Genomic DNA, 22,693 nt, shown 5'->3' on the forward strand with positions numbered 1-22,693 from the left:
GTCCTCGCCGCCGGCCGGCTCGCCGCAGTGGCACAGTTCGGCCGCCCCTCCGCCCCCTGTACCCGCGTCCATGGGGCCACGCTAGGCGCAGCCCGGATCACGCGCATCAGGGAGGCGGCGGGAAGGGGCGGGGTGGGGTGGGCGAGAAGTGAAACGTCCGTTTCCTGGGGCTCCGCCCCAGACCCCGTTCGCGCCTCAAGGGCGCTCGTCCTGAAATGCCGGACGGGCTCGAATGCCCCGGTGCGGGCCGGCGCCACCCTGCTGGGGGCGCGGGGTGGAGGAGCCCCGGTCACCGGCGCGGCACGCCGGTGACCGGGGTCCTACGCACTCCGTCAGACGTTCTCCGACTCCGGCGAGGGGGACCCGAACATGTCGGAGTTCGGTCCGCTCGGCAGGTTCGTCGGGATGCCGGTCGGGAGCGAGGGCAGGTCGCTGGGCGCGCTCGTGTCGGGAGGCAGCACCGGCGTCGAGGGCGCCCGGGGCGAAGGCGTCGGCAGGGACGGCGTCGCGGTGACCGTCGTCGTGGCCGTCGGGCAGCTCGGGGTCGGCGTGGGCGAGCCCGGCAGCCGGGCCGGCGGTTGCTGCGGCGTCAGCTTGGGGGTCTGGGTGACCGTCACGGTGGGCGTCGGCGTCTGGCAGTTCGGGCTGGGCCGCGGCGAGCTGCCCGAGGGAGAGCTGCTGGACGAGGGCGACTTGCTGGTCGGTGGTGAGGTGCTCGGACTCGCCGAAGGTGACGGCGGCACGGTGACCGGCGGCTTGGTCGGGTCGATGTGGATGTCGGGCCGCTTGCGGTCGTGCTGCCCGTCGTCGCCGCGCGGCCGCTCGATCCAGGTGTTGTTGGTGATGTTGACGATGATGAAGTTGTTGATGACGGCCGTCGTGGGCCGCACCACGACGACGCGGTCGGCGCGGAACCCGGGCCAGGGCTCGCCCTTGTCGCGCCAGGCGCCCTGGTGGCCGTTGGCCGGCTTCAGCGGGTTCCCGCAGGCACACCGCACGCGCGGCGCACCGTGGTCGTCGACCAGGACGGCGGTGCCCGCCTGGAGCACCGACTGGAAGCTGGTGGCCGAGCCGTCGCGGAAGCCGTGGTTGGTGACCCGGGTGTCCACGCGCAGCACGACGGGCGTGAGCCCGCGCAGGAAGCCCGCCACGGAGCCCGGGTCGACCCCAGCGGCATCGGCGAACGCCCGGGTCTTGGCCTGGTCGCCGCCGAGGAAGCGGATCTGCTTCTCCACGTCGCAGCTGGCCACCGACTGCGTGCCGCCGTACAGGCCCGGTGTGGCGCCCGAGACGGTGCTCGGCGACAGCGTGCCCGGCGCCGGGGTGCGGTTCCCGGTGCCGGGCGGCGCTGCCGGCGTGGGGGTCGCCGTCGACTCGGCGGTGGACTTGGTGAACGGGTCCGGACCGGCGGCGGCGATCGGCTGGAGGTTGAGGTCCTGCTCGCTGTCGGCGCCGATGGCGCCGCCGCCGCATCCGGCGGCGAAGGCGCCGACGGACAGCACGGCGGCGGCAGCGGCTATTCTGCGCAGGGTCGAGGGCACGTGGATCTCCCACCTGTACGCCCCGAGTTGCCCCTACATTGTGTGCCGCAGGCTCGCGTCTCGCGCAAACGGACGGGGTCCGCCCGGGTCACCCGAGCCATTCCACCTTGAACACCCAGGCGTGGCTGCCCGCGGCCCGCGCCGCGGCCGGCACGTCGATGACGAGCCCGCTGCCGCTGGTCCGCCAGGTGAGCGGCCGCCCGTACCCGAGCATCGTGACCCGGTCCCCGGCCCGGATCGGCACGGGCGCCTCGACGGTGAGGGTGGCCCCCGGCCTGGCGAGCGAGTGGATGTAGAAGGCGCGGCCCGGCCGGACGGTGAACCTGAGGTCGGCGCCGAGCTGCGGCATCCGCGCCCAGTACGTGGACCCGTAGATCGCCTCGCCGTTGGTCTTGAGCCACTGCCCCGTCTCGCGCAGCCTCAGCCGCATGATCTCGGGGATGGTGCCGTCCGCCCGCGGTCCGATGTCGAGCAGGAAGTTGCCGTTCTTGCTGACGATGTCGACGAGGGTGTGCACGACCTCCTCGGTGGTCATGTACTTGTCGTCCGGGGTGGCCCGGTTGTAGCCGTAGCTGAACGGGTCCAGGCCCCGGCTCGCCTCCCACTTCGCGGTAACCACCGTGTCGTACGTGGCGTACTCGGGCGTGGTGAAGTCGTGCGGCCCGATGCCGGAGCGGTTGTTGACGGTGACCTCGATGGGACGGCTCCGGTTCTTCGCGTGGTTGAAGTACTCCGCGAGCACCCGGTGGCTGTCATTGGCGCCGCCGATGTCGCACCACAGGATCTCCGGGTCGTACCCCTCGACCAGCTCCAGCATCTGCGGGGCCTGAAGGTCCTTGATGTAGTCCTTGCCGGGCGTGTACCCCGTGTACGGGAGCGGCTGGAGGGTGTACGGGTTGCGCGGGCCGTGCCCCTGCCAGGGGCTGTCGGGGTTGAACCACTCCGGCATCGAGAAGTAGAGCCCGCGGTGCAGCTGCGGCGCGTACTGTCTGGACGCCTCGAACAGGGCGCGGACCAGGTCCTTCTTCGGGCCCATCCGGACCGCGTTGCGGTCGGACACCTTGGTGTCCCACAGCGCGAAGCCTTCGTGGTGCTTGGAGGTGAGGACGTGGTACTGGGCTCCGGCGTCGCGGAACAGCTCGACCCAGGAACGGGGATCGAAGCGTTCGGCGGTGAAGCGCGGGATGAAGTCGTCGTAGTTGAACGACTCGCCGTAGGTGGTGCGGTGGTAGGCGTACGTGGCGTTGTTCGGGTCCTGCATCTGGGCCCAGTACCACTCGGCGTACTGCAGGCCGACGGGCGCCCAGGCGGGCACCGAGTAGACACCCCAGTGGATGAAGATGCCGAACTTGGCGTCCTGGAACCAGTACGGCGCCCGGTGCGAGGCGAGCGAGGCGTCGGTCGGAGTGAAGTCCGGTACACCCAGGGTGAGTTGACGGGCAACGGAGGCGGCCTCCTGGCCCCGGCCGCGCGCGACCACGCGTCCGGGCCGCACCGTGCCCGGGGCGGTGCCGGTCCCCGGCCGGATGCCGATGCGGACCCTGGCCTGCTCGCCGGGTGCGAGCCGGGGTATCCGGGCGGCTTCGACCGTACGGGCTCCGTCGACGTCGACCTGGACGCTCAGCGCGTCGGAGGCGAGCAGGGTGACGGTGCCCGCGTTGATGACGGTGGCCTCGACACTCTGGGCGCCCGAGGCCAGCGTCGTGGTGGTCGAGTGCGCGTCCCGCAGGGTGACCGCGCGCCCGTTCGCGGCCGGTTGCAGCGAGAGCGCGAAGACGTGCAGGGAGGGCTTGTCCGGCTGGGCGGGATTGGTGACCGGGAGGGTGAGGGCGACGGCCTCGCGGGTGGGGTCCATCGCCAGCTCCGCGCTCGCGACGACGACCTGGTGCGGGTCCTTCACGCCGCCCGGGCCATAGCGGTACGCGGCGGTCAACTGCCCGCTGCCGCTGTACCAGTCGGGGCCGCCGAGCGCGGCGGCGGAGGTGCTGCCGTCGGCGTAGTGCACGGTCGCCCGGCCCGATGCGTCCCCGTAGCTGGACGCGACGAGGAACAGCCCGGACAGATAGCGCCCTCGGGGCAGGTCGATGCGCTGCCCGAGGGCGACGACGTTGTTCTTCGCCCCGGCGGCGGCGCCGGGAAAAACATACGTGACACCGTCCAACTGGACGTTTCCTGACGGGAGTTCATCCCCGGGGAAGGTATAACCGGATCCGTCGAAGTCGCCGCCGCGGGCGCTCGCGGTGTCGATGCCGTCGTTGTCGAACCAGCGGTCGAGCGCGACGGGAACGGCCGCGGGAACCGTGCCCCATTCACCGCCCTTCGCGGCAGCGCCGGTCGAGGTGGTGAGGGGGTTCGCATCGGCCGTGGCCGGGGAGAGAAGGGCGGCGCCGACTGCCGCCCCCGCCGTCATTCCGAGTACATGGCGTCTGGGAAGTTCGGTCATGACATCCGATGATTGAGGCGAGCCGAGGGCGTGTCAATGCGCTCCACCCAACAGAAATACGCCACATGCTCGAACTCATCCGACCTATTGCCGCCCGGCCGTCGGCCCGGCATGCTGTGGGCATACCGGACCGCGAACTCCCCAGCCGCGCATGGCATCAACTCACCTACAGATCACACCAGTTCTGGCCGCTGCCACTCCTCGCCGAGCACATGGTGGTCGAGGAAGTTGAGCAGGGTCGCGTACCAGAGGCGGGCGGCGTTCGGGGCCAGGATCCAGTGGGCCTCGTCGGGGAAGTACAGGAATTTCGTGGGGACTTCGCAGCGCTGGAGTTCCTGGAACAGGGCCATGCCCTGGCCGACGGGGACCCGGTAGTCCTTCGCGCCGTGGACCACCAGCATGGGCGTGCGGATGCGGTCGACCCGAAGGGACGGCGAGTTCTCCTCGTAGCGTTCCGGCCGGGCCAGGGGGTCGCCGAAGATCCGCCGGAAGTAGGCCGAGGCGTCCGTGTCCGACTGGAACGACCGCAGGTCCCAGATCGAGGCGTGCGAGACGATCGCTCTGAACCGGTCGGTCAGGGTGGCGATCCGGTTCGCCATGTAGCCGCCGTACGAGGCGCCCGCGAGGCCGGTGCGGGTGGCGTCGATGTCGGGGCGGGCCTCGGTCGCGTCGGTCATCGCCATCAGGTCCCGGTAGGGCCGGCCGCCCCACTGCCCCCAGCCGCGCTCGTGCATCCGCGGGCCGTAGCCGGCCGAGAGCGCGGGGTCGGGCAGCAGCACCGCGTAGCCGCGGGCCGCGAAGGGCCACGGGTTCCAGCGCCAGGTCCAGGCGTTCCAGGACGTCTCGGGGCCGCCGTGCGGGAAGACGAGCAGCGGCGCGGGCCGCTCGGCGGACGCGCCCCCGGGCAGCACGAGCCAGGACCGCAGCGGGAATCCGTCGTCGGCCACCGTGTGCACCTCGGTCAGGGTGCCCGGCAGCCGGCCCGCCCCGCCGGGAGCCTTCAGGACAGCGGGTTCCTGGTCGGCCGCGGCGGCATCGAGGCGGACCGGGGTGGGCGGGGCATCGACGGAGCTGCGCAGCGCGTACAGGGCGCGTCCGTCGGGCGCGACGCAGAGCGAGGTGTACGTGCCGGAGGCGGTGAGCCGGGTGACGGTGCCGTCCGCGTCGCGCCGGAAGACGGGTGAGTGGCCGAGCTCGTCGGCGGCGAACCAGACGGTCGCGTCGTCGGCGCGCGGCGAGACCACCGCCCCGATGGGCCAGTTCTCGAAGTCCGGCACGAGCTCGCTCTCCGCGCCGCTCGCGAGGTCGATGCGTACGAGGGTGTAGACGAAGGGCTTCTCGTACGTCTCGATCAGCTGGCGGGTGCAGATCAGGCCGGTGCCGTCGGAGGTGAACTGCGGGGTGGAGTACAGGAATCCGTCCTGGTCGACCACGCGCAGCTCTTCGCCGGTCGCGGCGTCGGCGACCACGACGACGGTGCGGTTGCGGTCCGGCACCCCGCCGTCGACGAAGCGGGTGTGGGCGACGCGGGTGCCGTCGGGCGAGAGCGCGGGCGCGTCCTCGCTGACGAATCCCTGGCCGCCCGCGTCGACCGGTGAGCCGTGCTCGTCGCGGGTGCGGCGGACGAAGGTGTGCGGCTCGTCCGGGCCGAGGTCGCTGTCCCAGAACCGGGTGAGCCCGGCCTCGTACAGGATCGCGGTGACCTTGGCGTCGGCGCGGTCCTTGAGCAGCTTGCCGTGCGCCTCGGCATCGGCCGCGCCGGGCAGCAGCCCCGCGGTGTAGGCGAGGGTGCCGGCGTCACGGGCGAGGGAGAACCCGGCGATTCCGCCGGGGTGGCGGGCTATGAGCGAGGCTTCGCCCCTCTCGGGCAGTGCCCACACGCCGGAGCCCTCTTCGCTGTCCTTGGCCGCGGCGGGGTCGGTGTCCTCGCGCCCGGAGAGGAAGCACGGGGTTCCGTCCGCGGCGAACGCGGGCGCGGACTCGCCCTTGCGGGAGCGGGTCAGGCGGTGGGGCTCGCGCACCCCGGCCGGGTCGATGTCCCACAGCCCGGACACATAACCGTTGCCCTCGGCGTTGAGGCTCTGCACCGCGGCCACAAGCCGCTTCCCGTCGGGTGAGAGCGCGAGGGCGTTGACGCGCGGGATGGCGAGGAAGGCGGACAGGTCGTGGAAGGCGGTGGTGTCACCGGGTGTCTCGGACATCCGGTCATCCTGCCTTGCCCGACTCCCGGACAACAGGGCGCCAAGGGGCACACCGGCTGCCTGACACACCGTCACATTTCTGGTCGGGCGCCGCGGTTCCGGCCCCTTTGACGGGCGATGGCCACCACAAAGTCCGTGCCCCCGGCGAGCAAGGGGCACGGACTCGTGGTTCCGCCGTGGTTCAGTCGACCCCGGGCAGGATGTGCGGCTCCGCGAGGTCCTCCTCGTAACCCGCGAGACGGATCGGGGCCGAGCGGGCCCAGACCTCGATGTTGCGGAGCTTCTCGGGCCGTGCGGCCCGTTCGCCGCCGCGTTCCGGCGTCCGACGTTCGCGCTCTGTGGTTTCTGGTGTCACCGCGCACTCCTTTGTGTCGCAATAACCCTGGGCGTCCCGGCACGCGTCGTTCTCCGACCCGGTCGTCCGCCCGCAGGGCAGGGGCAAGGGCAGTTCTGACGCGGTGGCGCCGGCACTCTGTCCGCATCACGGCCACAGGTTGTGGGACGGATCCGGAACGGGCCTCGAGGGTTGGTGGACCCGCTGTGGCTACCGTTCGCACTAGAGTAACCAAATGAGCGCGGTCGCGCTCGATAGGGCCACTTCCTTTGCGTCAACTTTCCTTCGCCGGGCGTTCAGCCCGATGTTCATCCCACCGTGATCTGCTGGCGGTGTCGGCTGCCGCGCGCGGGGAGGGGACCACATGGAGCTGTCGAGCAGGCCCGGTCACGACCGGCCGGTGCGTTCGGTCGACGAGCTGATGGAACTGCTTCACACCTGCCGGGGCGCCTGGGACACCCCCGACCGCAGCGGCGATCCGGTCGATCTGCACGACCATGCGCTCCAGACCGCCCATCTGCTGCGCCGGTCCCACCCGGCCGACAAGGAGCTCCAGTTGGCGGGCCTCGTGCACGATCTCGGGCATCTGCTCCGCCCCGGTGACGATGCGGGGCACGCCGACACGGCGGCGCGGGCGGTGCGGCCGCTGCTCGGCGCGCGGGTATCCCGCCTCGTACGGCTGCACGTGCCCGCGAAGCGCTATCTGGCGGCGGTCGAGCCGGACCGTACGCTCTCGCCGCAGAGCGCGCTGACGCTGCGGGCGCAGGGCGGGGTGATGGGGCCCGCGGAGGCCGCGGCCTTCGCGCGGGACCCGCTGGCCGAGGACGCGGTGATCCTGCGGCAGGCCGACGACGCGGGGAAGGTCGTGGGGCTCGACGTGGGTGTCATGGAGGACTGGCGTCCGGTCCTGGAACTCGTCGCGGAGTACGTCGAGTAGCCCTCGGGAAGCGTCTGTTGACGCCGAGGGGCGGCACGCGCGATGCGTGCCGCCCCTCGCTGTGAAACCGAGGCCTACCAGTTGGCGGGCGCGTAGTCCTTGAGGAAGACGCTGTGCAGGTCCTCGCCCAGCTCGCCACGCACGATCGGGTCGTAGACGCGGGCGGCGCCGTCGACGAGGTCGAGGGGGGCGTGGAAGCCCTCTTCGGCGAGCCGCAGCTTGTCGTGGTGCGGGCGCTCGTCGGTGATCCAGCCGGTGTCGACCGAGGTCATCAGGATCTTGTCGGTCTCGAACATCTCCCGGCCGCTGGTCCGGGTGACCATGTTCATGGCGGCCTTGGCCGCGTTGGTGTTGGGGTGGCCCGCGCCCTTGTAGCCGCGGCTGAAGACGCCTTCCATCGCCGAGACGTTCACGACGTACGCGCGGCCGTTCGGCGCCTTGCGGGCGGCCTCGGCCATCACCGGGCGCAGCCGGCTGATCAGGATGAACGGCGCGGTGTAGTTGCACAGCTGGGTTTCGAGCAGCTCGACCGGGGAGATCTGGTCGATGGACTGCACCCAGGTGTTGGTGTCGACGACGTCGGGGAGCAGGCCGCCCGCGTCCAGGGCGGTGCCGTCCTGGTACTTGGCGATGCTGGCGTTGCCCGCGACCAGGGCGAGGTCGGCGACCCGCTGGGCGTCGAGGCCCGAGGTGCCGACGGGCAGCGCGGTCAGGCCGTCGACCGCGCCGGAGTTGAAGGCTCCGATGACCGCGTGGGCGGGCAGCTCACCGGCCGGCAGCGGGGCGCTCTCGCCGTCCACCAGGGCGGCGTAGGCGGAGGGCAGCCGGCGCACGGTCTGCGTGGCGTTGTTGATCAGGATGTCCAGCGGGCCCGCTTCGGTCGTCCGCTCGACGAGGGCGACCACCTGGGCCGGGTCGCGCAGGTCGATGCCGACGACTTCGAGGCGGTGCATCCAGTCCGCGGAGTCCTCCATCGCCTTGAAGCGGCGGATGGCGTCCTTGGGGAAACGGGTGGTGACGGTGGTGTGCGCGCCGTCGCGAAGCAGCCGCAGCGCGATGTACATGCCGATCTTGGCGCGGCCGCCGGTGAGCAGGGCGCGCTTGCCGGTGAGGTCGGTGCGCGCGTCGCGGCGGGCCCGGTTCTCGGCGGCGCACTTCTGGCACAGCTGGTGGTAGAACGCGTCGACCTCGACGTACCGGGTCTTGCAGATGTAGCAGGACCGGGGGCGCTGGAGTATGCCCGCGATCTCGCCGGTGACGGACGAGCTGGGCAGCAGGCCCTCGGTCTCGTCGTCGATGCGCTCGGCGGAGCCGGTGGCGGTCGCCTCGGTGACGGCCCGGTCGTGGGCGGTCTTGGCGGCGCGGCGCTCCTGGCGGCGGCGCTGCTTCACGGTCCGGTAGATGCCGGCGGTGGCGCGGCGCACGGCGATCGCGTCGGGGTGGTCGACGTCGATCCGGTCGAGTTCCGCCAGCACGCTCAGGCAGAGCGCGAGCCGCTCGGGGTCGATGCCGGGGCCGAAGTCCTGGCCGACGCCCTGCTCGGGCCGCTCGTCGACACCGGGACCGTGCTCCTGGTCCTGGAAGTCCTCTGTCACCGTCATCGCCGCTGCGTTCCTCGATCAGTCGTGAATATCAAGTTCCCAAAAGCGCCATGGTACGGACCGATCCCCCCTCATACCAAACCGCCCGCCCCCGGGGGAAGAGGGGGCGGGCGGTGGTCAGGGGGCCGTGCCCTTCAGGGGCGCGGGGAACCGCGCGACCAGCCACGACGGACCCGCAGCCGAAAACCGGGACGCGCTCAGCGCACAACGGGCGGTGCAGCCGAGGGCGCCGTGCCCCACCCGGAGGGGGCGGCACCCACCGTGAAGGCCAGGTTCCGCCCAGCCCTGAGATCCGCCCCGGTGAGGTACGTGCGGGCCAGATCACGGCCATCGACCCGGGCCGACCGAACGTACCGGTCGGCAAAAGACGTGCCCGGAGCCGTCACAGTGAACCCACCCCGCGGGTAGTACCGCCGGTCGAGAGAGAGGTCGACCCGGTCGAAAACGGGCGTGGACAGCCCCCACGTGTCCGTTCCGGGCTGGACGGGAAAGATCCCGATCGAGGACAGCACCATCCACGCCGACATCGTCCCGAGGTCGTCGTTGCCGGTCATCCCGGTCGGGGTGTCGGTGAACAGGGTCAGCGCCGCATGCACCACATCCGTCGTCTTCCACGGCTGCCCCGTCGAGAGATAGGTGTACGGAGCGATGAGGTCCGGCTCGTTCTGCGGGTTGTACTTGTCCGCGTTGTAGTACGAGTACGGCCCGTTCACCCACACCTCGCGGGCGGTCCTCGCGGGGTCACCGAGGAGCTGGTCGTAGGCGAAGAACGAGTCGAGCCGCTGGTTGGCCGCGTCCTGGCCGCCGATGAGCGAGACCATCCCGGGCAGGTCCTGCGGGACGAGCCACTGGTACTGCCAGGACGTGCCCTCGTGGAAGCCCTCGCTCTTCGCCGGGTCGGCGGGTCCGGTGAAGGCGCCCTGCGCGTCGCGGGCGCGGAAGAACCCGGTCGAGGGGTCGAAGATCTTCCGGTAGTTCTGGGCGCGGGCGGTGTAGCGCGCGGCGTCCTCGGGGTGCCCGAGCTCGCGGGCCATCCTGCCCAGCATGGCGTCGGCGAGTGCGTACTCCAGGGTCGCGGACGCGCCGTGGTCGAAGTCGGAGTCGCCGGGCTTGGCGTGCGGGCGGTCCTTGATGTACGGGGCGTAACCATCCCTGATGTACGGGGAGTTGGCCTCACGGCCGACGGCCGGGGAGCCGGCGGGCGGCACCCCGTCCGCGTTCTTCTTCAGTGCCCGGTACGCCTCGTCCTCGTACCCCTTGAGTAGCCCCTGCGCATAGGCGTTGGTGAGGAACGGGGTGACCGGGTCGCCCGTCATGATGTTCGTCTCGACGGTGCCGTAGCCCCACTTGGGCAGCCAGCCGCTCTCCTCGTCGATCTTCAGCACGGAGATCGCCATGTCGCGGGCCTCGCGCGGGGCGAGCAGCGAGAGGAGCTGGGTCTGGGTGCGGTAGGTGTCCCAGAGCGACCAGTTCTGGTAGTAGTCGAAGCCGCTCGCTCGGTGGATCTTCTGGTCCCAGCCGGTGTAGCGGCCGTCGGCGTCACTGCCGATGTCGGGGGCGAGGAACGAGCGGTAGAGCGAGGAGTAGAAGGTGCGGCGCAGGGTGCCGCTGCCGCCCCGGGCCCGTACGGTTTCGAGCCTGCGCTCCCAGGCGCCCCGGGCCGCGCGGGCGACCCGGTCGAAGCTCTTGCCGCCCTCGGCGCGCAGGTTGCCGGCCGCGCCCGCCGCATCCACGTAGCTGAGCGCGGTGGTCGCCTCGACGGTGTGGTCCTTGGTGGTGTCGAAGCGCAGCCAGGCACCGTTGCCCCCGCTGCCGCTGGACTTCTTCGTACCCTCGCTGACCTCGCCGTCCTTCCAGGTGCCGGACGCGGTGAAGGGGCGGTCGAAGCGGGTGACCGTGTAGAGGGTGTACGGCTTGGTGTCCTGGCAGAAGCCGCTGCCGGTGATGGCGGTACGGACGGTGCGCGCGTCCAGGATCTCGACGGCGGTGGAGATCGTCCTGTGCAGCGACTGGCCCGCGTTGAGCAGGACGTTGGCCTTGTCGGTGGCGGGGAAGGTGTAGCGCTGGACGCCGGTGCGGGTGGTGGCGGTGAGCTCCGCGGTGATCCCGGAATCGAGGCCGACCCGGTAGTAGCCGGGGCTCGCCTTCTCCGTGTCGTGGCTGAACCTGGCGGCGTAGCGGGCGTAGTCGGTCTCGGTGATGTCTCCCGTCGTGGGCAGGGTGGGCAGATCGCCGCCGAGCCCGCAGCCGACCCCGGACAGATGCACGCTGGAGAAGCCCCGGATGTGGTCCTGGGCGTGGTCGTAGCCGGTGTTGTGGCCGGTGTCCGGGGAGAGCTGGACCATGCCGAACGGCACGGCGGCGCCCGGATAGGTGTTGCCCTCGTTCTCCGTGCCGATGAACGGGTCGACCAGATCGGTCAGTTGACCGCCACCGGCCGGTGGTACGGCTCGGGCGGCGGGTGCGGCGAGCACCCCGGCAAGCAGCGCGAGAGCGGCGAGCGCGATGCCCGTCCCCCGTGTTCTCCGGTTCGGACGCATGAGTGGGACCGCCTCCCTGGACACCGCGGACGAAGTGAACTCCATGGACCACGTGGACACCATGGACAACGTTGTCAGAGCGCGATCATTCTTCGGCCTCGCGCGTGTACGCGTCAAGGGTCCGGGCGGGGGCTGGAGCACGGGTTGGTGGCTCGGCGGATATTTCACGCCGAGCCACCAACTCCCTTGCCGTTCCTGCCCCTTACCCGTGGACCGGCATTTACACGTGGTCCGGAGCGACCCGCGAGAGGACCTCCGCGCGCAGCCCCGCCGGGTCCGTGCCGAGGGCCGCGAGGACCTCCAGCCCCCGGCCCCCGTCACCCGCCGCGAGCAGCCCGAGCAGCATGTGCTCCGTACCGAAGCGGTCGTGCCCGAGGGCCTTCGCCTCGCGGAGGGTGGCCTCCAGGACCTTCTTGGCGCGCGGCGTGTACGCGGGCCGGGGGTACTGGAAGGCGCCGGGGCCGAAGGTGCTGTCGGCCTGGCGCTTGATCTCCTCGACGTCGATGCCGATCGAGGCGAGCGCGTCCTTCGCGGGCTGCCCGCCGGTGCTCGGCACCCCGGCCGCTTCGAGGATCCGTACGGTCTCCCGGCGGGCCCGGTCCACCTCGACACCCCGCGCGGTCAGCGCGTCCCAGGCAGTGCTGTCGTCGGTGCCGGCGAGGCCCAGCAGGATGTGCTCCGTGCCGATGAAGTCGTGGCCCAGCGCGAGCGCCTCGTCCTGCGAGGCCACGATCGCCCGCTTGGCACGCTCAGTGAAAAACTCGAACACCTTCAGTCCTCCTTGCCCGTGGCTTTGCGCCTGCTCGCATGCTTCTCGTGCACCGACTGCCTGCTGACGTTCAGCGAGGTGGCGATGGACTGCCAGGACCAGCCCTGGTCCCGGGCGTTGTCGACGTGGACGCGCTCCAGCTCCTCCAGGAGGCGGCGCAGCGCGACGACCGCCGCGAGTCCGACGGCGGGGTCCTTGTTGGTGACTTGTCCGGCCAGCGAGGCCGGTGTGTCCTCAGCTCCCATGCCTGTCAGGGTGCCCTGACAGAGAGTTCATTGTCAAGGAATCCTGACAACCTCCGAGCGGCGTCCCGGTACTGCCCAGTAGGTGGCAGTTCGCGCCACCGTGGCACGTACTTGTCGGTGGCCGGTTTCCACCCCACGGGCAGCGGCGTTCGCCGAACGGCACCAAGAGGCGGACCAATCCACGGAAGGTGATCTTCCGATCTCCTTGACGCCTATTTTGAGCTGCGGTTTTACTGAAAGTCCGATATCTGGGACGACTTTGGTCGTACGTCCCTACTCCTTCTGGAGTACTGAGCAATCGGTGCTCAGGGACGACGACACGGGGTCCGCAACGAGACATCGTGGAGCCATGAGCGCCCTTGTCCTGGCCGTGCTGCTGTCCCTGGTCTCCGCCGTCGCGTACGCGGCGGCGGCGATCGTGCAGGAGCGCGTCGCCGCGTCCGGGCCGAGCAGCACGTACGCCCCCGTGCGCCGCCCGGCCTGGTGGGGCTCGGTCACGCTCAACGGGCTCGGCGCGGCGCTGCACGTGGCGGCCCTGGCGTACGGCCCGCTCACGCTGGTGCAGCCGATGGGCGCGCTCACCATCGTGTTCGCGCTGCCGATGTCGGCCGTGTTCATCAGACGCAGGGCCGGGGCGGCGGCCTGGCGCGGCGCGGTCATGGCCACCGCGGGCCTGGCCGGGCTGCTCGCGCTGACCAACGGGGCGGACGCGGACGACCTCGCCATGGGGTCGCGCCTGGTGCTCGCCGCGGCCGGGTTCGGCGCGGTTGCGGCGCTGTTCGTGGCGTCCAGGGCCCTGCGCCGGGCGGCCACCCGCAGCGTCCTGCTCGCCACCGCGGCGGGCGGCGCCTTCGGACTCGCCTCGGTGTTCACCAAGTCCGTCGCCGAGGACTGGCAGTCGGGGCTTCCGCTCGGCGAACTGCCCCTCCTGTGCGCGATAGCCGGCTTCGCGATCTCGGGGCTGCTGCTCTCGCAGGCCTCCTACCGAGGCGCGGGGCTCGCGGCACCTCTGGCGACGGTCACCGTCGTCAACCCCGTGGTCGCCGCGGCCATCGGCCTGACCCTGTTCGGCGAGTCGTTCCGGTACGGGACGGCGGGCACCGCGATCGCCCTCGGCTTCGGTGTCGTGGCGGCGGGCGGCCTGATCCTGCTCACCACGGAACGGCTGAGCGCCGCCCACCACGCCAAGCCGGTGCCGCCCCCGGGCCCACCCCCTGCGCCCGGTGGACGCCAGGGGGACACCCCGGATCAGACGGCGACGCCACCCGCTCTCAGGTAGGCCAGCGGGTCGACATCGGATCCGTAGGCCGGTCCGGTGCGTATCTCGAAGTGCAGATGCGGCCCGGTCGCGTTGCCGGTCGCGCCCGAACGCCCTATCCGCTGGCCGGTGTTGACCGTCTGGCCGGCCTTCACATTGACCGCCGACAGGTGGGCGTACTGGCTGTATCTGCCGTCGGGGTGGTGGATCACCACCTGGTATCCGTACGAGCCGCCCCAGCCCGCCTCGACCACCGTGCCCGCCGTGACCGCCTTCACCGAGGTGCCAGTGGCCACGGGGAAGTCGACGCCGGTGTGGTAGCCGCTCGCCCAGGACGAACCGGCCTGGTGGTACGGGGTGCTGGGGTGCGCGTCGACGGGCGCGGTGAACCCGGCCGACTTGGTGGCCACCTTCGCCGCGGGCGGCTTGGCGGCGGGCGGCTTGGGGGTGGACTTCGGCGGGGTCGTCGGCTTCGCGGGGGCGGCGCCGGGCAGGGTCAGGTGCTGGCCGGGCCGGATGAGGTCGGGATTGGCCCCGACGACCGTGCGGTTCTCCGCGTACAGCTTGGGCCAGCCGCCCTGGACGCGCTCGCGCTCGGCGATCGTGGACAGCGAGTCGCCGTGCACGACGGTGTACGACTCCCGTTGGCCGGGGACCTTGGTGGGGCTCGGCGGCTCGGCCTTCTTCGCGGGGGGCGCCGGGGACTTCGGCGCGGCGGGGGCCGCCTTCGGCTTGATCTCGGTCCGGCCCTTGCTCGCCGTGGTCAGCTGCGGGGCCGCGCCGCCCCGGGTGAGACCGGCCTCGCCGGAGCAGACCGGCCAGGCACCGGGCCCCTGCCCCTTGAGCACCTTCTCGGCGACCGCGATCTGCTGGTCGCGGGAGGCCAGGTCCGCGCGCGCCGCGTACTGGCGGCCGCCGTACGCCGCCCAGGTGGACTGGCTGAACTGGAGCCCGCCGTAATAGCCGTTGCCCGTGTTGATGTGCCAGTTGTTGGTCGACTCGCAGGCCGCGACCTTGTTCCACACGTCCACGGAGGCGGCGTCCGCGGTGCCCGCGCCGATCAGCGGCAGAGCGATGCCCGCCCCGCCGGCCGTGACCGTCAACGACGCCCGGTTGATCCGGCTCGGCTGATACCGGCGGTGCCGGCCGCGTAAGGCCATGAGTCCCCCTCGAAGGCATCAAGAGCCGCCAAAATAGGGGCTGCGAACTGGTCATGACAAGGGGTCGGACAAGCGGAGGGCGGCCCTCTACGGCGTCGGGGCCTTCGGACCCTCGTGTCGGGAATCCCGACCGTGCCGGATGACGTGGCACCTTCCGTAGGGTGGGCGGCAACCGTGCGCCGTGACGGTCGCTCGTGGCGCCGCGAACCCCGAGGATCCAGGAGCACACGCATGAGTGGAACAGCCCAGATCGGCGTCACCGGACTCGCGGTCATGGGCCGCAACCTCGCCCGCAACTTCGCGCGCAACGGGTTCACGGTCGCCGTGCACAACCGGACGGCCGCCAAGACCCGCGCGCTGGTCGAGGAGTTCGGCACCGAGGGCAGCTTCGTCGCGGCCGAGTCGCCCGAGGAGTTCGTGGCCGCCCTGGAGCGGCCGCGCCGGCTCGTCGTCATGGTCAAGGCGGGCGAGCCGACGGACGCGGTGATCAAGGAGTTCGCGCCGCTCCTCGAAGAGGGCGACGTCATCATCGACGGCGGCAACGCGCACTTCGAGGACACCCGCAGGCGCGAGCGTGAGCTGCGCGAGCGCGGTATCCACTTCGTGGGCGTCGGCATCTCGGGCGGCGAGGAGGGCGCGCTGCACGGGCCGAGCATCATGCCGGGCGGCTCGGCCGAGTCGTACGACTCTCTCGGGCCGCTCCTGGAACGCATCGCGGCGAAGGCTCCCGACGGCACCTCGTGCGTCACCCACGTGGGCCCGGACGGCGCGGGCCACTTCGTGAAGATGGTGCACAACGGCATCGAGTACGCCGACATGCAGCTCATCGCGGAGGCCTACCACCTGCTGCGTACGGTCGCGGGCTACTCCCCCGCGAAGATCGCCGAGACGTTCCGGGGCTGGAACACCGGCCGCCTCGACTCCTACCTGATCGAGATCACGGCCGAAGTCCTGGCCCATGTCGACGCATCGACGGGGAAGCCCTTCGTCGACGTGGTCGAGGACCAAGCGGAGCAGAAGGGCACCGGCCGCTGGACGGTGCAGATCGCGCTCGACCTGGGAGTCCCGGTGTCGGGCATCGCCGAGGCCGTGTTCGCCCGCTCCCTGTCGGGCCACGCCGAACTGCGCGAGGCGGCCCGCTCCCTTGCCGGGCCGGCCGCGGCGCCGCTGGGCGAGGCCGAGGCGGCGGCCTTCGCCGCGCAGGTGGAGCAGGCGCTGTACGCGTCGAAGATCGTGTCGTACACGCAGGGCTTCCACCAGATCCAGGCGGGCAGCGAGAACTACGACTGGGGCGTCGATCCGGGTGCGGTCGCGGCGATCTGGCGGGCGGGCTGCATCATCCGGGCCGCGTTCCTCGACCGGATCCGCGGCGCCTACGACGCACAGCCCGACCTGCCGAGCCTGCTCTCGGACAAGCGGTTCGGCGACGAGATCGGGGCGGCACAGGACGACTGGCGCGCGGTGATCGTGGCGGCGGCCCGGCAGGGCGTGCCGGTGCCCGGGTTCTCGGCGGCACTCGCGTACTACGACGCGCTGCGCGCCGAGCGGCTCCCGGCGGCGCTCACCCAGGGCCAGCGCGACTTCTTCGGCGCGCACACCTACCGGCGCACCGACCGCGAGGGCTCGTTCCACACGCTGTGGGGCGGCGACCGGTCCGAGGTCAGCACAGGCTGACCAGCGGCTTTGCCGGACCCGGCGCCGTCAGCCGGCCGGCTCGGGCTCCGGCGGACCCGGTACGGGGTCGGGGCCCGGGGGCTGCGGCACGGGGTCCGGCAGACCGGGGTCGGGGTCCGGCTCGGGCGGCTTGGGATCGGGCCCGGGGCTCGGCGGCCGGGGGTCGGGTCCCGGAGCGGGCCTCGGCGGCACCGGGTCGGGGCCCGGTCCCGGCGGGTTGGGGATGGGGCCCGGTTCCGGGTCGGGCAGCGGTGTGGGCCACGGCGGGACGGGATCCGGGTGCGGGACGGTCATGGTCGGCCTCCTCAGAGTCTGAGTTCAGCTTCACCCGCGCGCCTTCCCGGCGCCCGCCGGTTCAACCCGTCCGGGTCAGAGCCCGTGCCCGCACGGCGGCCGGCTCGGACCGCGGCATCCCGAGCCGCGCGTGTGCCGGGCGTCGCATGCTCGGACGGAGCTCCGGAGCAGGCTCTCAGCCCACCACGGCCGCCGCCGCGCGCAGCCCGGGCCGGGGGCTGGACAGCACGGGGACCTCGATCGTGGTCCGTGCGGCGGCGGGAGCCATGGAGGCCTGCGCCAGGACGACGGCATCCACCTCCGTCAGGGCATCCACCACGCGGGCGATCTCCGCGAAGTACGCGTCCGGGTCACCGGATGCGAAGTGCTGCCAGGCGTCCTCGGCGAGCACCGTACGCAGGGCGAGGGGCCGGTCGCCGGCCTCTTCGCGGATCAGCTCGGCGGTCGGCTCCAGGGTGGAGGCGAGCGTGGCCACGACGGCGATCCGGTGGCCGTGCACCAGGGCGGCCGCGGCCATCGGCCGGTCGACCCGGAGCACCGGGACGCCGAGCAAGGCCGCTGCCGCCTCGGCGATTCCACCGATCGTGGAGCAGGTGCACAGGACCGCGTCCGCGCCCTGGGCCACCGCCTCGGCGAGGGCGGCGTGGACGTCTCCCGTCACGGCTTCCAGGCCCAACTCCCCTGCCCGGCTGAGCAGTTGCTCGCGCACGAGGTGGCGCAGTTCGAGGTCCGGGGCGTCCTCGTCGCGCAGGGCGTCGAAGACCGGGACATGGGCGGGCGAGGTGTGCAGGAGCACGAGCATGGTCACCAGAGTTCCGGGTTGGCGGCGAGCTGGGCCCGGGCGGCCTCGACGAGGCCGCCCGGGGCGGCGGGCGCCTCGTCCGGGTGGCGTTCGGCCCACTTCGCGGCGTACGGACAGAGCGGCACGACCGGCACACCCTCGCGCGCGGCCAGGGCGTAGAACTCCCGCACCAGGGCGCCCGCGATGCCCTTGCCCTCGTACGCGGGCTCCACGACGGTGTGCACCGCGACCAGCGCGGCCGGCTCGGCGTCGAGGGTGAAGTAGGCGATGCGGCCCGCCACTTCACCGCCCTCGAAGGCCGCGAGCAGCCCCCGGGAGCGGTCGTCTCGGATCTCTGCCATGGTGCGGGTCCTCTTCGGTGGTGGCCGGTTCAGCTCTGGGCGGGAATCCGGGCGTGCGGGCTGCGCCGCTGGTCGCTGCCGGGGACCGGCGCCGAGGCGTCGGTGCCGAGCTCGACGATCCGGTTGTCCGCGTCCACGTGCACCACGCTGGGCTTCAGCGCGCGGGCCTCGGCGTCGTCGACCTGGGCGTAGCTGATGAGGATCACCAGGTCGCCGGGGTGCACGAGGTGGGCGGCGGCACCGTTGATGCCGATGACGCCGGAGCCCCGCTCGCCCTCGATGACGTACGTCTCCAGGCGGTTGCCGTTGTCGATGTCGACGATGTGGACCAGCTCACCGGGCAGCAGGTCGGCCGCCTCCATGAGCTCGGCGTCCACGGTGACCGAGCCCACGTAGTGGAGGTCGGCCTGGGTCACGGTGGCACGGTGGATCTTGGACTTGAACATGGTGCGCAGCATCGCGTCACACTCCTGCCGGACAGAGGGTCGCGGCCCCGGGCGGGGTACGCGCCAATGTCTGACAGGGTACGACTCCGGATCATCGGGCGTGGAGGCGCCCGGCTGTTGGACGGGTGGCTCAGCAAGGACGACGGCGCGCTTGGGCGGTCGACCGCCTCAGTCGAACGTCTCGACCTCGGCCTGTTCCCTGGCCCGGCGGCCGACCACGGCGGCGGCCGCGACCGCGCTGGCGAGGAAGGCGAGCGCGACGGTCCAGGGCTGGTCGAGTACGTGGTCCGTGGCGTGGTCGAGAGAGTAGCGGCCCGCGCCCGCGAGGCCGATCGCGGCGGCGGTGAAGCCGAGGAACGCCGGGTATTCGAAGCCGCCGCCCGCGGCGAAGAATCCGGCCGGGGCGTGCACGGAGACCGCGCCCGCCATGGCTCCGGCCGCCGCGGCCCCGGCGGCCGGGGTGGCGAGGCCGACGGCCAGCAGGGCGCCGCCGCCCATCTCGCCGAGCCCGGCGGCGATGGCGCTCTGCTTGCCGGGCCGGAACCCCATCTTTTCCATGGAGGCGGCCGTGCCTTCGAGTCCGGCGCCGCCGAAGCAGCCGAAGAGCTTCTGGGCACCGTGCGCCACGAGTACCGCGCCGGTACCGGCCCGCAGCACGAGCAGTCCGAGGTCGCGTCGGTTGAGGCAGGTCATGGCTTCTCCCGGAGCGTGGGGCGATGGGCTCGGGATCCACTCTCCGGGGCGCGGGGTGCCGACCCGCAGCGTTGCTGGGCCGTACGGGTCACGGGGGCGGCAGGCGCGCCCTCAGCGGCCCGCTTCGCCCTGCGCTATCTCGATCCCGCCGTGCAGGTCCGCCGCCGCCTCGATCGCCGAGGCCGCCGAGACGCACAGGCAGCCCAACAGGACGGCCGCTATCAGGCGGGCTCCGTGCGAGCGGGGCAGCCGGGGCGCGGGGCGGCGGTCGAGCAGGGCCGCGACCCTGCGCGGCACCGGCCCCGCCGTCGCGGCGAGCACCGCGCGAGGCCGGGCCCGGCCGGGTGCGGCGGCGCGGGAGGCGAGGGCGGCGCGGCCGATCGCGCGCGCGGCGAGCCTGCGGTCGCCAACGGCCCCGGCGGCGTACTCGTCGGCCGTCCGCTCCAGGGCGAAGGCGAGGGGCGCGCGCAGCGAACGCAGTGCCGGGTGACAGTGCCCCGCGAGTTCGGCGGCGGCCAGGAACAGGTGGTGGCGGCCGACGAGGTGGGCCCGCTCGTGGGCGAACAGGGCCTCGCGCTCGGCCGGTTCCAGGGCGCGCAGCATTCCGGTGGTGACGACGATCCGCCCGGGGCGGCCGGGCAGCGCGTAGGCGTCGGGGCTGGCGTCGCGCAGCACGGCGAGCTCACCGGCATCGGGCCCCAACTGGCCGCGGGCGGCGCGCAGTTCGGCGAGATGGCGCCGCGCGGTGCGCACCAGGGCGACCCCGGAGGCGGCGACGAGACCGGCCGCGACGGCAGCGGCGGGTATGGCGAGCCAGGCCGGGAGCGCGTCCAGCGGGGCCGTCAGGTTTTCGAGGGAGGCGAAGAAGGGCAGCCGGAGCGCCCCGGCCAGCGCGATCAGCCCCAGCGCGGCGGTCGAGCAGGCGGCGAGGCCGGTGGCCGCGGCGGCAAGGAGCCAGGCGGCCGGGCGGGGCGGCAGCGCCTCGGCGAGCCGGCGCGCGGCGGGCACCGCGAGGAACGGCACGAGCAGCGGGATCCACACCGAGAAGATCATCGTCCGTCGCTCCCGGAGTCTTCCAGGAGGGAGCGAAGCAGCTGCTCGTCCTCGTCGCTGAGCTGGGAGACGAACCGGGCGAGCACCGTCGAGCGGTCTTCCTCCTTCGCCAGCTCGGTGTGCATGCGGCGGGCGGTCAGCCCCGGCGCGTCCTCCGTCGGGGTGTACGCGTAGCCGCGCCCCGCCCGCTGGCGGGTGACCGCGCCCTTGTCGTGCAGGCGGGTCAGGATCGTGGTCACGGTGGTGCGGGCCAGCCTGCCGCCGAGGGCGGCCTGGACCTCGCCCGGGGTGAGCGGTGCCTCGGCGGCCCAGAGCGCGGCGAGGACTCCGGCCTCCAGTTCACCCGCGGGGCGTCGTGCGTCCCCGTGCCCGACGTCTCCCGTGGCTGTCATGGAACACTCCTCCCGCTTCATTCGTCTACAGTGCCGTAGACCGTCTACATCACTGTAGTCAGCCGGGCCGTGCGCATCCGCAGGACGAGCGGCCCGACCACCATTATGGGAGGGCCCACTGACATGGCAGTCGCACCCCTGTTCGCAGCCTCGGCCCCACAGGCCGTGAACGTCCTCGACGCGGGCTCGCTGCTGTCCGCGTTCGGCGCGCTCGGCATCGCCGTGGTGCTCTTCGCCGAGACCGGCCTCCTCGTCGGCTTCCTCCTTCCCGGCGACTCCCTGCTCTTCACCGCGGGCCTGCTGTGCGTGCCCGGCGGCAACGGACCGGTGTCGCTCTCGCTGCCGCAGGTCCTGATCTGCTCGGTGGCGGGCGCTCTGGTGGGCGCGCAGGTGGGCTACTGGATCGGCCGCCGCGGCGGCCGCACCCTGCTGGCCCGCAGCAAGTCCCGCAAGCTGCACGAGGGGGCGGCCCGCGCCGAGGAGCTGCTCGCCAAGTACGGGCACGCGAAGGCGATCGTCCTCGCACGCTTCGTGCCGATCGTCCGCACGGTGCTCAACCCGCTCGCGGGCGTACTCGGCGTGCCGGCCCGGGTCTTCGCCCTCTGGCAGATCGTCGGCGGCCTCGTGTGGACCTGCGCGCTGGTGCTCGGCGGCTACGCGCTCGGCTCGTCCGTGCCGAACATCGACCGCTATCTGCTGCCGCTCGTCGCACTGGTCGTGGCCGTCTCGCTCACGCCCGTCGCCCTGGAGATCCTGCGCGCCCGCCGCGCCCGTACGGCCACCGAGGATCCGCGCTGATGTCTGCCGACGACAACCGGCCGCGGCCACCGGTGACCGCTCGATGAGTCCGGCGCGGCGCACGGGCGCGGCGGCCTGCGTGCTGCTTCTCCTGTTCGTGCTGCTCACGGTGCTCGTCGCCGTACGCCACGGGGCGCCGCTGCCGGGCGACGAGGCCCTGCACCGCTGGCCGATCGATCACCGCCCGCCGGTCGCCGTGGCCACCGCCCGCGCTGTCACGGCGACCGGCTCCGGCGCGCTCCCCTACGCCCTGGCCGTCGTCGCGGGTCTGATCGCGGGCCGCGACAAACGACAGCGCCTGTACGCGGCGGCCGGCGCGCTCGCGGTGCTCCTCCTCGGCCAGGCCGTGCGGTACGGCCTGATGTCGGCCGTCGCCCGCCCTCGCCCGTCCGCCCTCGACTGGGCGACCACGGCCTCGGGCCACTCCTTCCCCTCGGGTCACGCCACCACCAGCGCGCTCACGGCCGGACTGCTCGTGTGGGCGCTGGCGACCCGCACCGCGGCCGCCCGCCCCGCGGCTGCCCTGCTGCTGCTCTGGGCGGCCGCCGTCGGGCTCTCCCGGATCTACCTCGGAGTGCACTGGGCGAGCGACGTCCTGGGCGGCTGGCTCCTCGCCTCCCTCTGGCTGTGCCTCGCGGTCCTGGCCACGGCCCCTCTCGTACGCGCGCATGGAGCAGACCCCGCCCCCGATCCCGACCGGCCGGCGGACCAACTCCCTTGATCCGCGATCCACTTGAGGGGTGACCACGAAACCCCGCACCAACGGCCCCCCGTTCACGGGCATCCGGACCTCAGCAGGCGGCCATGCAGATCCCGCAGTAGCGGTCGGCGTTGGTCAGGTCCGGCTTCTGCGGAGTCGCCGCCTCCTGGCGGGCGAGACTGCGACCGCACAGGGTGGTGGGGTCGTCGGTGCTCATCACGTGCCACAGGAGAGCGCCGCGGTCCTCCGCGCCCGCCCGGTCGAGAACCGCTTCCGCTCGCAGTTCGCGCATGGTGTGCTCCCTCCGCCCCGGAACCGCGCCGGGGCCGCTTTCCGCTCCGAGTGCCGCGGCCGCCGTTGTTCGCGGCCGGGCGGAGCCGGCGCACCCTCGCACCGGCCGACCCGGCCGGGGCCCGCTTCCCTGTTCCGAGCAGACCCCGGGGGCCGTGCGCCCGCCTCCCGACGCCGCCC

The 22,693-nt window shown here is 72.6% G+C and carries 22 protein-coding genes; 5 read left to right on the forward strand and 17 right to left on the reverse strand.

Annotated features, from left to right (window positions below; translation table 11 throughout):
• Window positions 1–332 precede the first annotated feature (332 nt).
• The 4 genes from IE206_RS27255 to IE206_RS27270 all read right to left on the reverse strand — a co-directional run bounded on the left by IE206_RS27255 (window position 333) and on the right by IE206_RS27270 (window position 6,540).
• Window positions 333–1,541 carry a DUF6777 domain-containing protein gene (locus tag IE206_RS27255; protein ID WP_189966576.1) on the reverse strand — a complete coding sequence of 403 codons (1,209 nt, stop codon included), beginning with the start codon at window positions 1,539–1,541 and terminating at the stop codon, window positions 333–335.
• 88 nt (window positions 1,542–1,629) lie between these two features.
• Window positions 1,630–3,984, reverse strand: a complete 2,355-nt coding sequence (locus IE206_RS27260) for an alpha-L-fucosidase (RefSeq protein ID WP_189966578.1) — start codon at window positions 3,982–3,984, stop codon at window positions 1,630–1,632.
• 173 nt (window positions 3,985–4,157) lie between these two features.
• A complete protein-coding gene (locus IE206_RS27265) occupies window positions 4,158–6,185 on the reverse strand; it encodes an alpha/beta hydrolase family protein (RefSeq protein ID WP_189966580.1) in 2,028 nt (675 codons plus the stop codon).
• Window positions 6,186–6,366: 181 nt separating this feature from the next.
• Window positions 6,367–6,540: a hypothetical protein gene (locus IE206_RS27270; RefSeq protein WP_189966582.1), complete on the reverse strand. Its 174-nt coding sequence runs from the start codon at window positions 6,538–6,540 to the stop codon at window positions 6,367–6,369.
• A gap of 343 nt (window positions 6,541–6,883) precedes the next feature.
• Here IE206_RS27270 and IE206_RS27275 point away from each other — a divergent pair, with 343 nt between their 5' ends.
• Window positions 6,884–7,456 (forward strand): inositol oxygenase family protein, encoded by a 573-nt coding sequence (locus IE206_RS27275; protein WP_189966585.1) that lies wholly within the window; start codon window positions 6,884–6,886, stop codon window positions 7,454–7,456.
• 74 nt (window positions 7,457–7,530) lie between these two features.
• Here the strand turns inward: IE206_RS27275 and IE206_RS27280 are convergent, their stop codons facing one another.
• The 4 genes from IE206_RS27280 to IE206_RS27295 all read right to left on the reverse strand — a co-directional run bounded on the left by IE206_RS27280 (window position 7,531) and on the right by IE206_RS27295 (window position 12,611).
• Window positions 7,531–9,057: an SDR family NAD(P)-dependent oxidoreductase gene (locus IE206_RS27280; RefSeq protein ID WP_189966587.1), complete on the reverse strand. Its 1,527-nt coding sequence runs from the start codon at window positions 9,055–9,057 to the stop codon at window positions 7,531–7,533.
• A gap of 197 nt (window positions 9,058–9,254) precedes the next feature.
• Window positions 9,255–11,597 (reverse strand): GH92 family glycosyl hydrolase, encoded by a 2,343-nt coding sequence (locus IE206_RS27285; RefSeq protein WP_189966588.1) that lies wholly within the window; start codon window positions 11,595–11,597, stop codon window positions 9,255–9,257.
• A gap of 220 nt (window positions 11,598–11,817) precedes the next feature.
• Window positions 11,818–12,366 (reverse strand): Clp protease N-terminal domain-containing protein, encoded by a 549-nt coding sequence (locus IE206_RS43215; protein WP_189966590.1) that lies wholly within the window; start codon window positions 12,364–12,366, stop codon window positions 11,818–11,820.
• Window positions 12,367–12,368: 2 nt separating this feature from the next.
• Window positions 12,369–12,611 carry a hypothetical protein gene (locus IE206_RS27295; protein ID WP_053730920.1) on the reverse strand — a complete coding sequence of 81 codons (243 nt, stop codon included), beginning with the start codon at window positions 12,609–12,611 and terminating at the stop codon, window positions 12,369–12,371.
• A 349-nt stretch (window positions 12,612–12,960) separates the two neighbouring features.
• Between IE206_RS27295 and IE206_RS27300 the strand changes: the two genes are divergently transcribed.
• On the forward strand, window positions 12,961–13,890 hold the full coding sequence (locus IE206_RS27300) for a DMT family transporter (protein WP_189966592.1): 930 nt from the start codon (window positions 12,961–12,963) through the stop codon (window positions 13,888–13,890).
• On the opposite strand, the gene IE206_RS27305 is transcribed toward IE206_RS27300, so the two are convergent.
• The gene (locus IE206_RS27305) at window positions 13,860–15,029 is read right to left on the reverse strand and encodes a transglycosylase family protein (protein WP_189966594.1); all 1,170 of its coding nucleotides are present in this window, start codon (window positions 15,027–15,029) and stop codon (window positions 13,860–13,862) included. The two genes, IE206_RS27300 and IE206_RS27305, sit on opposite strands and share 31 nt — an antisense overlap.
• Before the next feature lie 231 nt (window positions 15,030–15,260).
• Here IE206_RS27305 and gnd point away from each other — a divergent pair, with 231 nt between their 5' ends.
• On the forward strand, window positions 15,261–16,703 hold the full coding sequence (gene gnd / locus IE206_RS27310; protein ID WP_189966596.1) for an NADP-dependent phosphogluconate dehydrogenase: 1,443 nt from the start codon (window positions 15,261–15,263) through the stop codon (window positions 16,701–16,703).
• 27 nt (window positions 16,704–16,730) lie between these two features.
• On the opposite strand, the gene IE206_RS27315 is transcribed toward gnd, so the two are convergent.
• The 7 genes from IE206_RS27315 to IE206_RS27345 form a co-directional block, all read right to left on the reverse strand.
• Window positions 16,731–16,997 carry a hypothetical protein gene (locus IE206_RS27315; protein WP_189966598.1) on the reverse strand — a complete coding sequence of 89 codons (267 nt, stop codon included), beginning with the start codon at window positions 16,995–16,997 and terminating at the stop codon, window positions 16,731–16,733.
• A gap of 175 nt (window positions 16,998–17,172) precedes the next feature.
• Window positions 17,173–17,799 carry an aspartate/glutamate racemase family protein gene (locus IE206_RS27320; RefSeq protein ID WP_189966600.1) on the reverse strand — a complete coding sequence of 209 codons (627 nt, stop codon included), beginning with the start codon at window positions 17,797–17,799 and terminating at the stop codon, window positions 17,173–17,175.
• A gap of 2 nt (window positions 17,800–17,801) precedes the next feature.
• The gene (locus IE206_RS27325; protein ID WP_226599988.1) at window positions 17,802–18,173 is read right to left on the reverse strand and encodes a GNAT family N-acetyltransferase; all 372 of its coding nucleotides are present in this window, start codon (window positions 18,171–18,173) and stop codon (window positions 17,802–17,804) included.
• A complete protein-coding gene (gene panD / locus IE206_RS27330) occupies window positions 18,170–18,598 on the reverse strand; it encodes an aspartate 1-decarboxylase (protein ID WP_189966604.1) in 429 nt (142 codons plus the stop codon). Before panD ends, IE206_RS27325 begins: the two co-directional genes overlap by 4 nt.
• 156 nt (window positions 18,599–18,754) lie before the next feature.
• Window positions 18,755–19,279: a DoxX family protein gene (locus IE206_RS27335; RefSeq protein WP_189966606.1), complete on the reverse strand. Its 525-nt coding sequence runs from the start codon at window positions 19,277–19,279 to the stop codon at window positions 18,755–18,757.
• A 111-nt stretch (window positions 19,280–19,390) separates the two neighbouring features.
• On the reverse strand, window positions 19,391–20,332 hold the full coding sequence (locus IE206_RS27340; protein ID WP_189966608.1) for a M56 family metallopeptidase: 942 nt from the start codon (window positions 20,330–20,332) through the stop codon (window positions 19,391–19,393).
• Window positions 20,329–20,724 carry a BlaI/MecI/CopY family transcriptional regulator gene (locus IE206_RS27345; RefSeq protein ID WP_189966610.1) on the reverse strand — a complete coding sequence of 132 codons (396 nt, stop codon included), beginning with the start codon at window positions 20,722–20,724 and terminating at the stop codon, window positions 20,329–20,331. Before IE206_RS27345 ends, IE206_RS27340 begins: the two co-directional genes overlap by 4 nt.
• Before the next feature lie 123 nt (window positions 20,725–20,847).
• Between IE206_RS27345 and IE206_RS27350 the strand changes: the two genes are divergently transcribed.
• Both IE206_RS27350 and IE206_RS27355 read left to right on the forward strand, forming a co-directional pair.
• A complete protein-coding gene (locus tag IE206_RS27350; RefSeq protein ID WP_226599565.1) occupies window positions 20,848–21,522 on the forward strand; it encodes a DedA family protein in 675 nt (224 codons plus the stop codon).
• A 43-nt stretch (window positions 21,523–21,565) separates the two neighbouring features.
• Window positions 21,566–22,243: a phosphatase PAP2 family protein gene (locus IE206_RS27355; RefSeq protein WP_189966614.1), complete on the forward strand. Its 678-nt coding sequence runs from the start codon at window positions 21,566–21,568 to the stop codon at window positions 22,241–22,243.
• A 70-nt stretch (window positions 22,244–22,313) separates the two neighbouring features.
• Here the strand turns inward: IE206_RS27355 and IE206_RS27360 are convergent, their stop codons facing one another.
• Window positions 22,314–22,514, reverse strand: coding sequence for a hypothetical protein (locus IE206_RS27360; RefSeq protein WP_189966617.1), 201 nt, complete (start codon window positions 22,512–22,514; stop codon window positions 22,314–22,316).
• Window positions 22,515–22,693: the final 179 nt, after the last annotated feature.

Source organism: Streptomyces violascens (genome assembly GCF_014649955.1).
Classification (GTDB): domain Bacteria; phylum Actinomycetota; class Actinomycetes; order Streptomycetales; family Streptomycetaceae; genus Streptomyces; species Streptomyces violascens.

Coding starts and splice junctions, on each gene's coding strand:
- IE206_RS27260 (WP_189966578.1), bottom strand. CDS start 3,984: ATGACCGAACTTCCCAGACGCCATGTACTCGGAATGACGGCGGGGGCG.
- IE206_RS27265 (WP_189966580.1), bottom strand. CDS start 6,185: ATGTCCGAGACACCCGGTGACACCACCGCCTTCCACGACCTGTCCGCC.
- IE206_RS27275 (WP_189966585.1), top strand. CDS start 6,884: ATGGAGCTGTCGAGCAGGCCCGGTCACGACCGGCCGGTGCGTTCGGTC.
- IE206_RS27280 (WP_189966587.1), bottom strand. CDS start 9,057: ATGACGGTGACAGAGGACTTCCAGGACCAGGAGCACGGTCCCGGTGTC.
- IE206_RS27285 (WP_189966588.1), bottom strand. CDS start 11,597: ATGCGTCCGAACCGGAGAACACGGGGGACGGGCATCGCGCTCGCCGCT.
- IE206_RS27295 (WP_053730920.1), bottom strand. CDS start 12,611: ATGGGAGCTGAGGACACACCGGCCTCGCTGGCCGGACAAGTCACCAAC.
- IE206_RS27300 (WP_189966592.1), top strand. CDS start 12,961: ATGAGCGCCCTTGTCCTGGCCGTGCTGCTGTCCCTGGTCTCCGCCGTC.
- IE206_RS27305 (WP_189966594.1), bottom strand. CDS start 15,029: ATGGCCTTACGCGGCCGGCACCGCCGGTATCAGCCGAGCCGGATCAAC.
- gnd (WP_189966596.1), top strand. CDS start 15,261: ATGAGTGGAACAGCCCAGATCGGCGTCACCGGACTCGCGGTCATGGGC.
- IE206_RS27315 (WP_189966598.1), bottom strand. CDS start 16,997: ATGACCGTCCCGCACCCGGATCCCGTCCCGCCGTGGCCCACACCGCTG.
- IE206_RS27320 (WP_189966600.1), bottom strand. CDS start 17,799: ATGCTCGTGCTCCTGCACACCTCGCCCGCCCATGTCCCGGTCTTCGAC.
- panD (WP_189966604.1), bottom strand. CDS start 18,598: ATGCTGCGCACCATGTTCAAGTCCAAGATCCACCGTGCCACCGTGACC.
- IE206_RS27335 (WP_189966606.1), bottom strand. CDS start 19,279: ATGACCTGCCTCAACCGACGCGACCTCGGACTGCTCGTGCTGCGGGCC.
- IE206_RS27340 (WP_189966608.1), bottom strand. CDS start 20,332: ATGATCTTCTCGGTGTGGATCCCGCTGCTCGTGCCGTTCCTCGCGGTG.
- IE206_RS27345 (WP_189966610.1), bottom strand. CDS start 20,724: ATGACAGCCACGGGAGACGTCGGGCACGGGGACGCACGACGCCCCGCG.
- IE206_RS27350 (WP_226599565.1), top strand. CDS start 20,848: ATGGCAGTCGCACCCCTGTTCGCAGCCTCGGCCCCACAGGCCGTGAAC.
- IE206_RS27355 (WP_189966614.1), top strand. CDS start 21,566: ATGAGTCCGGCGCGGCGCACGGGCGCGGCGGCCTGCGTGCTGCTTCTC.
- IE206_RS27360 (WP_189966617.1), bottom strand. CDS start 22,514: ATGCGCGAACTGCGAGCGGAAGCGGTTCTCGACCGGGCGGGCGCGGAG.